General features: G+C 72.0%; 9 protein-coding genes. 1 reads left to right on the forward strand and 8 read right to left on the reverse strand.

Going from position 1 to position 15,009, the window contains the following annotated elements; genetic code table 11:
* Window positions 1-75 precede the first annotated feature (75 nt).
* The 7 genes from G515_RS0103515 to G515_RS0103545 all read right to left on the reverse strand — a co-directional run bounded on the left by G515_RS0103515 (window position 76) and on the right by G515_RS0103545 (window position 11,798).
* On the reverse strand, window positions 76-3,987 hold the full coding sequence (locus tag G515_RS0103515; protein ID WP_028659030.1) for a ribonuclease E/G: 3,912 nt from the start codon (window positions 3,985-3,987) through the stop codon (window positions 76-78).
* A 558-nt stretch (window positions 3,988-4,545) separates the two neighbouring features.
* Entirely contained in the window at window positions 4,546-5,271 is a 726-nt protein-coding gene (locus G515_RS0103520; protein ID WP_028659031.1) for a TIGR03936 family radical SAM-associated protein, read from the reverse strand.
* Window positions 5,272-5,490: 219 nt separating this feature from the next.
* Window positions 5,491-5,967, reverse strand: a complete 477-nt coding sequence (locus G515_RS22455; protein ID WP_051217800.1) for a DUF4190 domain-containing protein — start codon at window positions 5,965-5,967, stop codon at window positions 5,491-5,493.
* A 62-nt stretch (window positions 5,968-6,029) separates the two neighbouring features.
* Window positions 6,030-7,223 carry a winged helix DNA-binding domain-containing protein gene (locus tag G515_RS0103530; RefSeq protein WP_028659032.1) on the reverse strand — a complete coding sequence of 398 codons (1,194 nt, stop codon included), beginning with the start codon at window positions 7,221-7,223 and terminating at the stop codon, window positions 6,030-6,032.
* A gap of 28 nt (window positions 7,224-7,251) precedes the next feature.
* Entirely contained in the window at window positions 7,252-8,352 is a 1,101-nt protein-coding gene (locus G515_RS0103535; protein ID WP_084653007.1) for an FAD-binding oxidoreductase, read from the reverse strand.
* Window positions 8,353-8,422: 70 nt separating this feature from the next.
* Window positions 8,423-9,688, reverse strand: a complete 1,266-nt coding sequence (locus tag G515_RS0103540; RefSeq protein ID WP_028659034.1) for an aromatic ring-hydroxylating oxygenase subunit alpha — start codon at window positions 9,686-9,688, stop codon at window positions 8,423-8,425.
* Window positions 9,689-9,761: 73 nt separating this feature from the next.
* Complete coding sequence (locus G515_RS0103545; RefSeq protein ID WP_028659035.1) at window positions 9,762-11,798, reverse strand: NADH:flavin oxidoreductase; 2,037 nt, start codon at window positions 11,796-11,798, stop codon at window positions 9,762-9,764.
* Window positions 11,799-11,871: 73 nt separating this feature from the next.
* On the opposite strand from G515_RS0103545, the gene G515_RS0103550 reads away from it, so the two are divergent.
* Window positions 11,872-12,777 (forward strand): LysR family transcriptional regulator, encoded by a 906-nt coding sequence (locus tag G515_RS0103550; RefSeq protein WP_028659036.1) that lies wholly within the window; start codon window positions 11,872-11,874, stop codon window positions 12,775-12,777.
* Window positions 12,778-12,907: 130 nt separating this feature from the next.
* Here the strand turns inward: G515_RS0103550 and G515_RS0103555 are convergent, their stop codons facing one another.
* Window positions 12,908-14,911 (reverse strand): TIGR03960 family B12-binding radical SAM protein, encoded by a 2,004-nt coding sequence (locus G515_RS0103555; protein ID WP_028659037.1) that lies wholly within the window; start codon window positions 14,909-14,911, stop codon window positions 12,908-12,910.
* Window positions 14,912-15,009: the final 98 nt, after the last annotated feature.

The following is a 15,009-nucleotide window of genomic DNA, read 5'->3' on the forward strand; positions in this document are numbered from 1 at the left end:
TGACCGCCTCGGTCCACGACGGCGACGGCCCCGGGGGTGATCACCCCCGGGGCCGTGGCTGTCGTCAGCAGCGGCTCAGCGCTTGCGCGAGCCCTTCTTCTTCACCGGCACGTGCTCCACGGTCGGCTCTTCGCCAGTGGACTCCGCGGCCTGATCGGCAGGGACGGCCACGGACCCGGCGCCGCGGCTCGCGCCACGACGCGTGCGGGTGACCACCTTCGGCGGCTCGGGAGCCGCACCCGCCGTCGGGGGTACGACGGGCGCCGGCACGGCCGCCGCCTCCAGCACGGTGCCCTGCCCGGTGCTGGTCACCGCACGGCTCGCACCGCGGCGCCCACGGGTCCGGGTCACCACCGTCGGACCGGCCGGCTCCGCCGGAGGGGTCTGCTCAGTCGCCTGCGCCACGACCGGCTCTGCGGCGGCCGGCTCTGCGGCGGCCGGCTCGGCGGCGGCCGGCTCTGCGGCGGCCGGCTCGGCGGGTGCCACCGGCGCCGGCGGCGCCACGGGCTCAGTGGGTGCAACGGGGGCCGGCGCGGCCACGGGCTCGGCGGGTGCCACCGGCTCGGCCGGGGCCACCGGCTCGGGGGCCGGGACCTGCTGGGCAGCACCTCGGCGCTGTCCGCGCCGCCGCGTCGTCGTACGCACGATCGGGGCGGCCGGCTCCGCCGGCGCGCTCTCGGTCGCGGCCACCGCGGCGTCGGTCACCGGCGCCGCCTCGCGCGAGGCTTCCGCGGTGGGCACCGGGGAGTCGGCGGGGATCTCCGAGGGGACCTCTGCCGGAGCGACCGGAGCCTGATCGGCACCCGCCATCGCGGCGAACTCCTTCGGGGAGGGCGCGCTCGGGGAGGCGCCGTTCGACGGCTTCGAGTCGCGAACGGTGTCCGAGTCCTTGCCCGAACCCTTCGCTGAATCCCTGCCGGACTCCTTCGCGGAGTCCTTCCCGGGTTCCTGGTCGCCCTTGCCGCGTCCACGGCCACGGCGACCGCGGCGAGGCTCCTCGTCGGCGCCTCCGCCCTTGCCCTGCTCGATCGGGTGGTCGTGGGTGAGCAGGCCACGGCCGTGGCAGTGCTCGCACGGCTCGCTGAAGGCTTCGAGGAGCCCGGTGCCGATCCGCTTGCGCGTCATCTGGACGAGACCCAGGGAGGTGACCTCGGCGACCTGGTGGCGGGTACGGTCGCGGCCCAGGCACTCGACCATGCGGCGCAGCACCAGGTCCCGGTTGGACTCCAGCACCATGTCGATGAAGTCGACCACGATGATGCCGCCGATGTCGCGCAGCCGCAGCTGGCGGACGATCTCCTCGGCGGCCTCGAGGTTGTTCTTGGTGACCGTCTCCTCGAGGTTGCCGCCCGAGCCGGTGAACTTGCCGGTGTTGACGTCGACCACGGTCATCGCCTCGGTGCGGTCGATGATCAGCGAACCGCCGGAGGGCAGCCAGACCTTGCGGTCGAGCCCCTTGGCGATCTGCTCGTCGATGCGGTAGGTGGCGAAGGCGTCCTTGGTCTCGGTGGCGTCGTACCGCTCCAGCCGTTCCTCGAGGTCCGGGGCGACCTGGTGGACGTAGTTCTGGACGGTGTCCCAGGCCCCGTCGCCCTGGACGACCAGCTTGCTGAAGTCCTCGGTGAACAGGTCGCGCACGACCTTGAGGGTCAGGTCGGGCTCGCCGTAGAGGAGCTTCGGCGCGTTGCCGCTCTTGGAGGCCTTCTCGATCTCCTCCCAGCGCGCGCGCAGCCGCTCGACGTCGCGGGTCAGCTCATCCTCGCTGGCGCCCTCGGCGGCGGTGCGGACGATCACGCCCGCCGAGTCGGGGACGATCTCCTTGAGCAGGCTCTTGAGGCGGGAGCGCTCGGTGTCGGGAAGCTTGCGGGAGATGCCGCTGGTGGTGCCGTCCGGCACGTAGACCAGGAACCGGCCGGCCAGACTGACCTGGCTGGTCAGACGTGCCCCCTTGTGCCCGATCGGGTCCTTGGTGACCTGCACGAGCACCGACTGACCGGAGCTGAGCACCGACTCGATCTTGCGGGGCTGACCGTCCTTCCAGCCGAGGGAGCTCCAGTTGACCTCACCGGCGTAGAGCACCGCGTTGCGGCCCTTGCCGATGTCGATGAACGCGGCCTCCATGCTGGGCAGCACGTTCTGCACGCGGCCGAGGTAGACGTTGCCGATCAGGGAGGTCTGGGACTCCCGAGCCACGTAGTGCTCGACCAGGACCTTGTCCTCGAGGACGGCGATCTGGGTGAGGTCCTTGCGCTGCCGGATGACCATCACCCGCTCGACCGCCTCACGGCGGGCGAGGAACTCGGCCTCGCTGACGATGGGGGCCCGCCGACGGCCGGCCTCGCGGCCCTCGCGGCGGCGCTGCTTCTTCGCCTCGAGACGGGTCGACCCGCTCAGCGCGGTGATCTGGTCCTCGCCGGTGCGGCTCTGCCGCACCTTGGTGACGGTGTTGTCCGGGTCGTCCTGGGAACCGCCGCCGCTCTCACCGGAACGGCGCCGACGGCGCCGGCGACGGGAGGAACCACCGTCGGTACCGGACTCATCCTCGCCGTGCGCCTCCTGACCCCGGTCGGCGTCCTCGTCGGCGTCCTGGTCACTCGCCTCGGCTGCGGCGTCCTCGCCGGCCTCACCGCCGGCGTCAGCACCGGAGCCGCCCGACTTGCGACGACGACGACCGCCCCGGCGGCGGCGACGACGCCCCGAACCGGTGCATTCGCCCTCCTCCTCGGAGTCCTCCGACCCCTCCTCGGCGGCGGGCTCAGTGGCGGGCTCAGTGGCGGGCTCTGTGGCGGGCTCAGTGGCGGGCTCAGCGGCGGAGTCGGGGGTCTCCTGCGCCTCGGTCTCGTCGGCCTCCTCGGCCTCGGGCTCGGCCTTGGCGCGGGACTTGCCCTTCTTCGGAGCCTTCTTCCTGGCCGGCTCGGGTGCCTGCTCGGCCTCGCCCGGCTCGGCGACGGCCGCCGCGGCCGCCTCGTCCTCGACCGGCTCGGTCGCCTCCACGGCAACCTTCCGGGTGCGGGTGGAGCGCTTGCGCGTGGTCGTGGTGGGCGCCTGGAACAGCGGCGTGACGGCACTCGTCGTACCCTCGCCCGCGGTCTCATCCGCTGCCTCGGGCGCGACCTCCGCCGCTGCCTCGACGGCCGGCTCGGACACGATCTCCGCGGACGCAGCGGCCTTGCGGGTGCTGGTGCGCTTCGCGGCCGTCTTCCTCGCGGTGGTGCGCTTCGCCGCCGACTTGCGTGCGGCCGGAGCGGCTGCCTCGGTCTCCTCCGCCGGGACCTCTCCGGCCTCCGCACCGGGCACGGTGTGGGGCTCGGCGTCGGGCTCGGCCTTCTTCGCGCTGGTGCGCTTCGTCGCGGTCTTCCTGGCCGTCGTCTTGCGCGCCGTCGTCCGCTTCGCGGGAGTCTCCTCGACCGGGGTCTCGGCCGGGGTCTGGGCGGCATCGGCCGCCGGTTCCGCAACCGGCTCGACGACGGCCTCGGGTGCCGCAGGTGCCTCGGGGGCGATTTCGGCAGCCCCGGCCGCCTTGGCGGCCGCGGTCCTGCGAGTGGTGGTCTTCTTGGCGGCCGTCTTCCTGGTCCGCGTCACCGGCGCCGACGTCTCCTCGACGCTCGTCTCCGCCGGGTCGGTGCCGGGAAGCGGCTGCTCGGCCTCGGGCTCGGCCGCCGCGGCCTTGCGGGTGGTGGCCCTCTTCGCCGCGGTCTTGCGGGCGGCGGTCTTCTTGGCGACCGGCTCCGTCTCCGCTGTCTGGGCCGGAGCGTCGGCGGGAGCCTCCGCCTCGGCGGCGTCGGGCGCGGCCTCGGCCTGCTGGTTCGCGGTGGTCCGCTTCGTCGCGGTCTTCTTGGCCGCGGTCTTGCGGGTGGTGGTCCTCTTCGCCGCGGTCTTGCGGGCGGCGGTCTTCTTCGCCGGTGCCTCGCTGCCCTGATCGGCGGGTTCCCCGGCCGGTGCGGTCGCGGGGGTGGTGGTCTCGTCGACGTTGACGTCGTCGGGCATGTGCTGCTCCTCGGTCCACCGCGAGAGGGCGATGGACGTGTCGGGCGCGCTCGGCCCGATGGTCGCGGCCGAGAGCGGAAAGCTTGTCGGTGGCGGCGCCTCGTCCCGCGCTCCTGCGTCACCGGATCCCGCACCGTCCGCCTGCCGCGGTCGCCGAGCCTGCGGGCCGCTGTCACCGACCTGCCGGGCCGCGTCGCGGTCTGGCGACGACACGCATCCGGTGTGTCGGACCGTGCTCCGGTTGGGAGTCGGCCGACGGATGAGTCGTCGGGTCGATCGGGAGGCAGTTGGTGATCGCTTCCACATCGACCACGGCGAGTATCGCACACGTGCGGCCGACTGGCCCGAAACGCGGACCCATCACGAACCGGGGCACGGGTCGGAGGAGCGGTCGCCGACGGGTGAAGGTCTCCTCGTCCGGCCGTCCCTGGGCGAGCCCGGTGAGCAGGGGGAAGCCTCGTGCTCAGGGTCGGAGGAGCGGTCGCCGACGGTGAGGGTCTCCTCGTCCAGCGGTCCCTGCGCGAGCCCGGTGAGCAGGGGGGAGCCCCGTGCTCAGGGTCAGAGCAGCGGGTCGCCGACGGTGAGGGTCTCCTCGTCCAGTGGTCCCTGGGCGAGCCTGGTGAGCAGGGGCACGCCCCCGTGCTCGGGGCCGACCGGGAGGGGCGCGACGCTCCCCAGACCCGTGATCACGTCGTCGGGTCGCACCGCCGGCTCGGCGTGTCGCAGGAGCAGGTCCAGCCTGGAGCCCTCGACTCCCGGGCGTGGGACGGCCCGCAGCGCCAGGACGGAGGCGCGGCAGTCGAACTCACGCAGCCCCTTCTTGGCCATCCGCTCCACCATGACCGTCTCGGCGGCCAGGAAGGCCTCGACCGCAGCCTCGGCGACAGGGAGAGGCGTGGGCAGGTCGATCAGCCAGGTGCTGGCCTGGAGTCGGTCGGCGAGCTTGCCACCGGTGGAGACGGCCACCTCGACCACGTCGAGCCCGTCGGGCAGGGCCTCGACCAAGGCACTCCGGACCGCCTCGGGCTCGACCACGGCGGCCAACCCGATCTCGACGTACTCGGCCTCGCTCGCGGCCCCGGTCGGGGCGGCACCCGCGTAGGAGATGCGCGGGTGCGGGTTGAAGCCCGAGGAGTAGGCCATCGGCACCCGCTCACGCATCAGCGCGCGCTCGAAGGCCCGACTGAAGTCACGGTGACTGGTGAACCGCAACCGCCCGCGCTTGGCGTAGCGGATCCTCAGTCGCTGGACCGGCGGGGCCTGCTGTTCGGGCTGTTGACGCACGACCCGAGGGTACGGCGAGCCGGCGGGTCGGAGCACATCCCGCAGCCGAACCGGCGATCCCGGCCTCAGCCCGCCGCCGAGGATCCCCGCCTGCGGCAGGCACCCGTGGCGCGATCGGCACCGGTCGCTATCGCCGGTGCCACCGGCCCACCCCGTGCCCGTGCCGTGCCTCAGCCGTCCGGGCACGCTGAGGACGACCCCGATCGGCGCGCTCCCGGCTCAGACGTTGGAGGTGGTCGAGGCGCTCTCGGAGAGGAAGAGGACCGTCGCCATCAGGCCGAAGTAGGCGAGGTAGAACAAGCCCCACAGCACGGTGCCGGCGAGTCCGGTCCAGAAGCCCGCCTGGGCCAGTCCGCGACCGGTGAGCCTGCCCTGGGACTCATCGATCTGGCGAGTCGCCCTGCGACCCACGATCATCGCCGGGATGCCGAGGAAGAGCCCGCAGCCCACCACGATCGAGACCAGACCGAGCACGAGCGCGGTGATCGCCACCCCCGAGGTCTGGGCCGGCTGGGCGTAATAGGGCTGACCGTACGGCGACGGTGCCGCGTACGGGTGGGGCGGCAGGTACGACGGTGGCTGCCCGTACGGCGAGAGCGGCGGCGCGTAGGGGGCCGGTGGCTGCACGGAATGCCGGTCGGGTTCCTCCCCGGTCCCGCGGGAGGGCTGCGACTGGTCAGGGTCCGGGTGCGCCATGGCGGCAACCTACCCAGCTGCCCGGCGCTGACACCCCCGCACCCGTGGTGCGTCCCACACGCTCAGGGCAGCCTGGCGCGCCGCATCTGCGGGGAGGCGTAGACGTTGGTGATGAGGACACCGTCCAGCCAGGCCGACAGTCGTGCGGCCTCGGCGTCCAATGCCTTCCGACCGGCCGGTTCGACGGCCCTGCTGAGCACCACGCGCACCCCTCCGTCGTCCTGCTGCACCCAGCAGCCCACGATCCGGCCGTCCCACCAGGCGGTGGTGCCGACGTTGCCGTTGGTGTCCATCAGCAGTGGTACGAGCTGCTCGGGGAAGTAGAAGGAACGCGCCTTCCACCCCATCGCGGTCGGGTCGAGCGTCGGCAGCAGCGCGGCCCACGGCTCGACCGGTTCGGCGGTGCCGTCGAGGAGCGGGTCGTCGGGGAGCAGCCAGCCGGTGTCGCCGGATTCCAGGGCGACCTCGACCGCCTCCACGTCGGCGAGGGCACGGCGCACGATCGTCTTGGTGGCTCCGAGCCACCAGACCAGATCGGTCTCGGTGCCGGGTCCGAAGGTCCACAGCCAGCGGCGCACCAGCTCGGTGTAGCCAGGGCCGGGGTCCATCGGCGGGGGCACCTCCCCCAGCCATGCCTCGGTGGTGGTCCAGGCGGGCTTGTTGAGCCGCCAGTGCCCGGCGTTCTCGGCACGCACCACCCGGCCCTCGGCACCCAGCGTGGTCAGCACCCGCGGACCGATCGGGAAGGTCCCGCCCCAGCGTTTGCCCGGTGCGCCCATGGTGAAGGTGGTCTCCAGGGCGGGCACGGCCGCCCGCACCTCCTGGGCCGAGCGTGGCCGACCGTCGGCGAGCAGCGCCACCACGTCGTCCATCGCAGCGCCGACCCACGTGTCGGGCTCGGCGATTCCGGCCTCGCCGGCGTACTTCACCAGTTTGGCGCGCTCCGGAGCCGCCGTGCGGGCTGCGGCGCTCCCCCACACCGCCGGCAGCAACTCGCGCGGGAGGGCCCACAGGGTACGCCGCATGGCGAGCTGCTTGACCAGGTTGCGCTCCTCGTAGAGCGCCCGCTCGACGTCGTCGAGGGTGACGTCCTCGACCCTGGCCCACAGCGCGAGGTGGACCGTCGCTGCCTCGGTGGCATGCAGTGCGGTCATCGCCCGGGCCGCTCCGGACACCTCCGCGTACCTGCTGCCCGGCGCCAGCCCGTGCCGGACGGCGAACCGGTCACGCCGCTCCCGATCAGTCACGCTCCGCATGCGCCCAGCATGCCCGAGGTCCGGCTGATCAGGCGTCGATCACCAGATCGTCGAGCGGCTTGGAGCAGCACGGCAGGAACTTGCCCGCCTGGATCTCCCGCGGCCGGATCCCACCCGCGTGCTGCATGTCGACCCTGCCCTCCAGCAGGGTGGCCTTGCAGGTGCCACAGGCTCCCTCCTCACACGAGGAGGGCAGTGAGACCCCTGCTTCCAAGGCGGCCTCCAGCACGGTGGCGGAGCCGTCGCACTCGATCGTGCGGCCGGTACGCCGCAGCTCGATCCGGTGCCGTTCACCGGTCAGTTCGGGGTCGGCGGACTCGCGGGTGAGGGCGCCGAGGCGGAAGGACTCCTCGTGCCTGCGGGACGGGTCGACGCCGAGCAGGTCGAGGGTCTCCCGAACCGCCTCCATGTAGGCCGGCGGGCCGCAGGTGAACACCTCCCGCTCCAGCAGGTCCGGGGCCGCCGCCAACAGCGCCTCCGCGGTGAGCCGGCCCCGGACCCCGGTCCAGGCCTCACCGGGTGCGTCGCCCTCGCACAGGACGGTCACCGACCGGTCCGCCCGTTCGGCGATCCGGGCCAGTTCGTCACGGAACACGATGTCGGCCGGCGTACGGGCGCTGTGCACGAACACGACATCGGCCGGATCGGCCGTCTCCCCGAGTGCCCGGGTCATGGACATCAGCGGGGTGATGCCGCTGCCGGCGGAGAGGAAGAGGTAGCGGGCCGCGGGGTGCCGGGTGTGGCTGAACTCCCCGAAGGGCCCGACCGCGCGCACCCGGTCGCCGACCCGAAGGTGGTCGTGCAGCCACGCCGAGACCGGCCCGTCGGGAGTTCGCTTGACTGTGATGGTGACGACCTCGGGCTGATGACCGGGCACCGGTGGCGCCGAGGAGAGGGTGTAGCACCGCTCCATCGGCTGGCCGCCCACCTCGAAGGTGAAGGTGAGGTACTGGCCGGGTGCGTGCGCCAGCACGGCATCGTCCGGGAGGAGGAGGTCGAAGCTGACCACGTCATGGGTGATCGGGCGGATCGCCACGCAGGTCAACGATCCGTCGACCTCCTCGACGAGGGGCCGACGCGGCCTCGGCGCGCGGTGCCCGACGTATCCGGGGCTCAGCAGCTCGGTCATGTTGGTGTTCCCCTCTCGGTGGTCGGGCTGAGGAGCGCGGCCCATGAGGCCGGCGCCGAAGTGGAGTGAGTCATCCCAGTGCCTCCTGCAGACGCTCGAGATACCAGGTGACGAAGGCGTCGACATGGGTCTCGGTCGGCGAGTAGGGCCCGGGCACATAGGCGGGGCTACGGACGCCGGCCTGCGCGCGCGCCACGAATGTGGAGTCCTGGTGGTTGGTCTGGTGCCAGACGTCGGTCAGGGTGGCTAGGTCGTAGTCGACCCCCTCGACGGCGTCCTCGTGCACCAGCCAGGTGGTGCGGACCAGGGTCCGATCGGCCGCGAGCGGGATCACGCTGAAGGTGATCGCGTGGTCGGCGAGGAAGTGGAACCACGAGTTCGGCTGGTAGTGCACCGAGAGCCGCCCGAGCCGGGGCGAGTCCAGCTCGCCGAGCAGCCGGCGGGAGGCGGCGCTTCCGTCGCGGGTGTAGGACTCCCCCGCCCCGTCGAGCGCCTCGCGCTGCACCCGGAAGGCGGTGGGCCGGCCGCTCAGCTCCTCGATGGGGGCATGCGGCAGGCCGCGTTGCTCGCAGGCCCGCTCCAGCGCCGCCTGGGCCTCGAGGTAGCGGGTGTGGGCGGGCTGGAGCCGCTTGGGGATCGCATCGGGCGCGTAGCCGTAGGTCGGGAAGAACGTGCAGGTGAGCTCGGGGTGCCCGCCCTCGCAGTGGTAGCACTCCCGGTTGTTCTCCATCACCAGCTTCCAGTTGCCCTGCTCGACGAGGTCCTCCTGCGCGGCGACCTTGGTGTGCCGGAGCTGATGGGCGGCGAGGTACGGCGTCACCAACCCGGCGACGTCGTCGAAGTCGGCCGGCGGGTCGGCCGCCAGGCAGATGAAGACCAGCCCGTCCACCGACCGTGCGTGCACCCGCTTGAGTCCGAAGCAGCTCTTGTCGAACCCCGGCGCCTGCAGCCCGGCGGTGAGCAGGCTCCCGTCGGTGGCATAGGTCCACTGGTGGTAGCTGCACACGAGATTGCCGACCGCTCCCCTGTCCTCGTTGAGCAGGCGGGCACCCCGGTGCCGGCAGACGTTGTGGAAGGCAGCGACCTCTTCGTCGTCGTCGCGCAGGACGATCACCGAGTAGTCGCCGATGTCGATCGTCAGGTAGTCGCCGGGCTCGCGGATCTCGGCCTCGCTGGCCACGAAGAACCAGTGCCTGGCGAACACGGTGGCGATGTCGAGGTCGAAGAGATCCTGGCTGATGTAGAACGGCGCCTCCAGCGCATGGCCCGGCCTGTGGCGGGCGACGAGCTCGGCGGCGGCGCGTGGATCGGTGGTTGATGCGGCCACTGTGGTCACCGGGGACCTCCTTCGGGAGGGACGGGAGAGATCTGGAGATGGAGGTCGGGTCGAGGGTGAGGATCCGGGTTGGTCAGAGGAGGTGGCACAACCGCAGGGCGTCGTAGACCGCGGCGTGGATGTTGCGACTCGCGACGGCGTCGCCGATGCGGAAGAGCTGGTAGTGGCCCTCGGGGTTGGTGCGGACCGGTTGCGGGGTGCCGGCCAGCAGCGCCCGGTGGTCGACCTCACCGAGGTTGGTCGACCCGGGCAGCAGCTCGACGTACAGCTCGTCGTTGGGGAGGGTGCCGTGCTCGACGACGACGTGGTCGACGCGGCGCTCCAGGGTGCGGTCGGTGTAGTCGCTGCCGAGGGTCGCGATCAGGGCGCCGGCATCGCGGCGTACCGCTGTGAGCCGGTGGGCCAGGGTCACCTCGACGTCGTGTTCGGCGAACGCGGTCAGGTAGGCGGGCGAGTTCATGCTCCCCACGCCGGGGCCGAGGGTGCGCTCGGGCGTGACGTACTCGATCCGGACACCGCGACCGGCGAGCAGCTCAGCGGCGTCCAGGGCCTGCTCGGCGCCGTTGTCGTCGTAGACCAGCACGCTGCCCTTCGGGTGCAGCGAACCGTCCATGACGTCCCAGGTGTCGGAGACCAGCTCCCGCCCCTCGGCCAGGAACTCGGTGTTGGGCATGCCCCCGGTCGCGACGATCACCACGTCCGGCTGCTCGGCGAGGACGGTGGCTGCATCGGCGTAGGTGCCGAACCGGAACTCCACCGCGGTGTGCTTGGCCTCGGCCAACCGCCAGTCGATGATCCCGATGAGGTCGCGGCGCCTGGCCGAGGAGGCGGCCAGCCGGACCTGTCCACCCGGGGCGTCCGCGGCCTCGAGCACCACGACGTGGTGGCCGCGTTCGCCGAGCACCCGGGCCGCCTCCAGCCCCGCCGGGCCGGCACCGACCACGACGACCCTGCGGGCCTCCGCCGCGGGCGCGATCAGCTGCGGCAGGGAGATCTCGCGTCCGGTGGCCGGATTGTGGATGCACTTGGCGTCGCCGGACTCGTAGATGGCATCCAGGCAGTAGTTGGCACCGACGCACGGTCTGATCCGGTCCTCCTCCCCCGCTGCCAACTTGGCCACGAGGTAGGGGTCGGCCAACTGGGGCCTGGTCAGCCCGACAAGGTCGAGGAGTCCCTCCCGCACGGCGTGCCGGGCGGTGGCCACGTCGGAGATCCGGGAGGCGTGCATCACCGGGATGTCGACGGCCGCCCGGATCTGACCGGCGAAGTCGAGGAAGGGCGCCGAGGGTGTGCCCATCGACGGGATCACCTTGGCGAGGGTCGCATCGGACTCGATGGTGCCCTTGATGACGCTGAGGAAGTCGATGCCGTCGGCGACGTAGTGGCGCAGCGCCTCCAGCGCCTCCTCCCGGCCCAGCCCGTCCGGGCGGTCCTCGTCCATCGACATCCGTACGCCGATGACGAAGTCGGGCCCGACCGCCTCCCGCACCTCCCGGATCACCCGGCGCGGGAAGGCCATCCGATGCTCCAGGCTGCCGCCGTACTCGTCGTCGCGGTGGTTGGTCGCCGGCGAGAGGAAGCCATCGAGCAGGTGCCCGTAGTGCATCAGCTCTATGCCGTCCAGGCCACCCTGCTGACAGCGCTGCGCCGCCGCGACGAAGTCGGCGACGATCCGGTCGAGATCCCACTGCTCCGCGACCTTGGGGAACGAGCGGTGCGCCGGCTCCCGCAGCGGCGAGGAGTAGACCACCGGCAGCCAGTCCCCGGTGAAGTTGCTGGTACGCCGGCCCAGGTGGGTCACCTGGGTCATCACCGCGGCGCCCTCCTCGTGGACGGCGTCGGAGAGCCGCTGCAGCCACGGCACGATCTCGTCGCGGTGGAGCTGCAGGTTGCCGAAGGACGGCGGGCTGTCCGGCGAGATCACCGCGGAGCCGCCCATCATGGTCAGCCCCATCCCGCCGCGAGCCTTCTCCAGGTGGTAGCGCAGGTAGCGCTCCTTGGGCATCCCGTCCTCGCCGTACGCCGGTTCGTGCGACGTGCTGACCACGCGGTTGCGCAGGTGCAGGTGCTTGAGCCGGAACGGCTGGAGCAACGGGTCGAAGTGGGTCACGCGGCCAGTCTCAGCCCGCTCAACCCATGAAGAGAAGCAAACGAAATTCCACGCAAGCATGCAAGGATTACGCATGATCGATCGCCGCTTGCAGGTGCTCAGAGTGGTTGCGGCACGAGGCACGGTCACCGCTGCGGCCGAATCCTTGAGCTACACTCCCTCGGCTGTTTCCTACCAGCTCCGCTCGCTCTCCCGAGAATTGGGAATGCCGCTGCTCGAGCAGCACGGTCGGGGGGTCCGGCTGACCCCTGCCGCCCGCCTCCTGGTCAAGCGCAGCGACGAACTCTACGAGCGGTGGGAGCAGATCCGCGCCGAACTCGCGTCCGCGGAGCCGGCCCAGGTCGGCACGCTCCGGCTGTGTGGCTTCTCCACCGCCGCCTCCGCCCTGCTCCCCCGCGTCGCCGAGCGTGTCACCGCCGCCCATCCGCTCGCCTCGGTGCGGATCATCGAGGCCGACCCCGAGGAGTGCTTCGACCTGCTCCTGGCCGACCGGGCCGACCTGGCCGTGGTGGTGGCCACCTCGGCCCTGCCGTCGGTGGACGACCCGCGGTTCGACCAGCGCGCGCTGCTGGACGATCCGCTGGACCTGCTGGTGCCCGAGGACCATCCGCTGGCGCGACGCCATTCGGCGCTGCTCAGCGAGGCCGCCACCGAGCCCTGGATCATGGACCGACCCGGTCGCCCCTACCACCACCTGGTCCTCGCGGCCTGCTCGGCCGCGGGCTTCACCCCGAGGATCGCGCACGAGGCGGTGGAGTGGGAGACCGGCGCGGCACTGGTCGACGCCGGCTTCGGCGTCTCGCTGGTCCCCCAGCTGGCCCATCTGCCCAGCGGCTACCGGATCGTCCGCGTGCCCCTGCGCGGCGAGCCCGCGCCCGCCCGGCGGATCCTCACCGGCGTACGCCGCGGCGCCCGGAAGCAGCCCTCGATCGCCACCGCGCTCACCGCCCTCGAGGAGCTCGCCGCCGAACGCCGGTGACCCGTGTCGCCCGGGTCCCGGGTGTCGCTCGAGGCCGGCCCGGCCGGACCCGCTCGACCCTGGCTCCCGGCATCAGCCGACGGCCGGACCGGTCGCCCGGCCCGACGCGCTCGACCCTGGCTCCCGGGCCTCACACGACGGACAGCGGGAGCAACTTCTGGCCGGTGGGGCCGATCTGGATCTCGGTGTTCATCTCCGGGCACACGCCACAGTCGTAGCAGGGCGTCCAGCGGCAGTCCTCGACCTCGATGTCGGCACCGTCGGCGGCCGCGAGTGCGTCCTCCCAGTCGGCCCACAGCCAGTCCTTGTCCAGACCGGAGTCGAGGTGGTCCCACGGGAGGGTCTCGTCGTACTCCCGCTCGCGGGTGGTGAACCAATCCAGGTCGACGCCGCCCTGCGACTCCGGCAGAGCGTCCAGCGCACGGTCGGCGGCCTCGACCCAGCGGTCGTAGGAGAAGTGCTCGCTCCAGCCGTCGAAGCGGCCCCCGTCGCGCCAGACCTCCTCGATGATCCGCCCGACCCGGCGGTCGCCACGGGAGAGCAGCCCCTCGATGGTGCCTGGCTTGCCGTCGTGGTAGCGGAACCCGATCGCGCGCCCGAAACGCTTGTCGGCGCGCACTACCTCGCGCAGCTTGGCGAGCCGCTCGTCGGTGGTCTCGTGGTCGAGCTGACCGGCCCACTGGAAGGGGGTGTGCGGCTTCGGCACGAACCCGCCGATCGAGACGGTGCAGCGGATGTCGTTGCGTCCGGAGACCTCGCGACCCTTGGCGATGACCTTCTTGGCCAGGTCGGCGATGGCGAGGACGTCCTCGTCGGTCTCGGTCGGCAGACCGCACATGAAGTAGAGCTTCACCTGCCGCCAGCCGTGGGAGTACGCCGTGGCGACCGTCCGGATGAGGTCCTCCTCGGTGACCATCTTGTTGATCACCTTGCGCATCCGCTCACTGCCGCCCTCGGGGGCGAAGGTGAGGCCGGAGCGGCGGCCGTTGCGGGAGAACTCGTTGGCCAGGGTGATGTTGAAGGCGTCGACCCGGGTGGAGGGCAGCGAGAGCGAGACGTTCGAGCCTTCGTAGCGGTCGGCCAGCCCGGTGGCGACCTCGCCGATCTCGGTGTGGTCGGCCGAGCTCAGGGAGAGCAGGCCGACCTCCTCGAAGCCCGACTTCTTCAGGCCGTTCTCGACCATCTCGCCGATGGTGTTGATCGAGCGTTCCCGGACGGGCCGGGTGATCATCCCGGCCTGGCAGAACCGGCAGCCGCGGGTGCAGCCGCGGAAGATCTCCACACTGAACCGCTCGTGCACGGTCTCGGCCAGCGGCACCAGCGGCTTGGCGGGGTAGGGCCAGGCGTCGAGGTCCATCAGGGTGTGCTTGCGCACCCGGTGCGGAATGCCCGGGCGGTTGGGTACGACGGCCGCGATGGTGCCGTCGGCGGCGTAGCTGACGTCGTAGAACTTGGGGACGTAGACGCCCCCGGAGACGGCGAGTCGGCGCAGCAGCTCGTCGCGCGGGGAATCCATCTCCCCCGCGGGGCGGCCCTGGTCCTTCCACTCCCGGACCACCTCGGAGATCGCCAGCACGACCTCCTCGCCGTCACCGAGCACGGCCGCGTCGAGGAAGTCCGCGATCGGCTCCGGGTTGAACGCCGCGTGTCCACCGGCGAGCACCACCGGGTCGTCCTCGGTGCGGTCGACCGCGTGCAGCGGGATGCCGGCCAGGTCGAGGGCGGTGAGCATGTTGGTGTAGCCGAGCTCGGTGGAGAAGCTGAGGCCGAACACGTCGAAGGCGCGCACCGGCCGGTGCGAGTCGACGGTGAACTGCGGGATCGGGCCCTGCTCGTCGCCGGTGCGCATGACCGCCTCGAGGTCCGGCCAGACCGAGTAGGTGCGCTCGGCGAGGATCCAGTCGCGCTCGTTGAGCACCTCGTAGAGGATCTGGACGCCCTGGTTGGGCAGTCCGACCTCGTAGGCGTCGGGGTACATCAGCGCCCACCGGACGCTCTCGCCGTCCGGCGCGCATTCCCACTGCTTCTGCGTCGAGTTGAGCTCGCCGCCGACGTACTGGATCGGCTTTGACACCAGCGCCAGGCGGGGCTCCAGCCGGGAGAACACCGAGGCCGGCTCGAGACCGACAGACACCACAGAACACCTCATGGAGGGCGGGGACAGAACGTCTCCTAGGGTACGTCGCGCGGGCCGGTCGCCACGACTCCTCACCGTGCCTCAGCGCCCGCCGG

Origin of the sequence: Nocardioides insulae DSM 17944 (assembly GCF_000422825.1) — a bacterium.
In the GTDB taxonomy this organism is placed as follows: domain Bacteria; phylum Actinomycetota; class Actinomycetes; order Propionibacteriales; family Nocardioidaceae; genus Nocardioides; species Nocardioides insulae.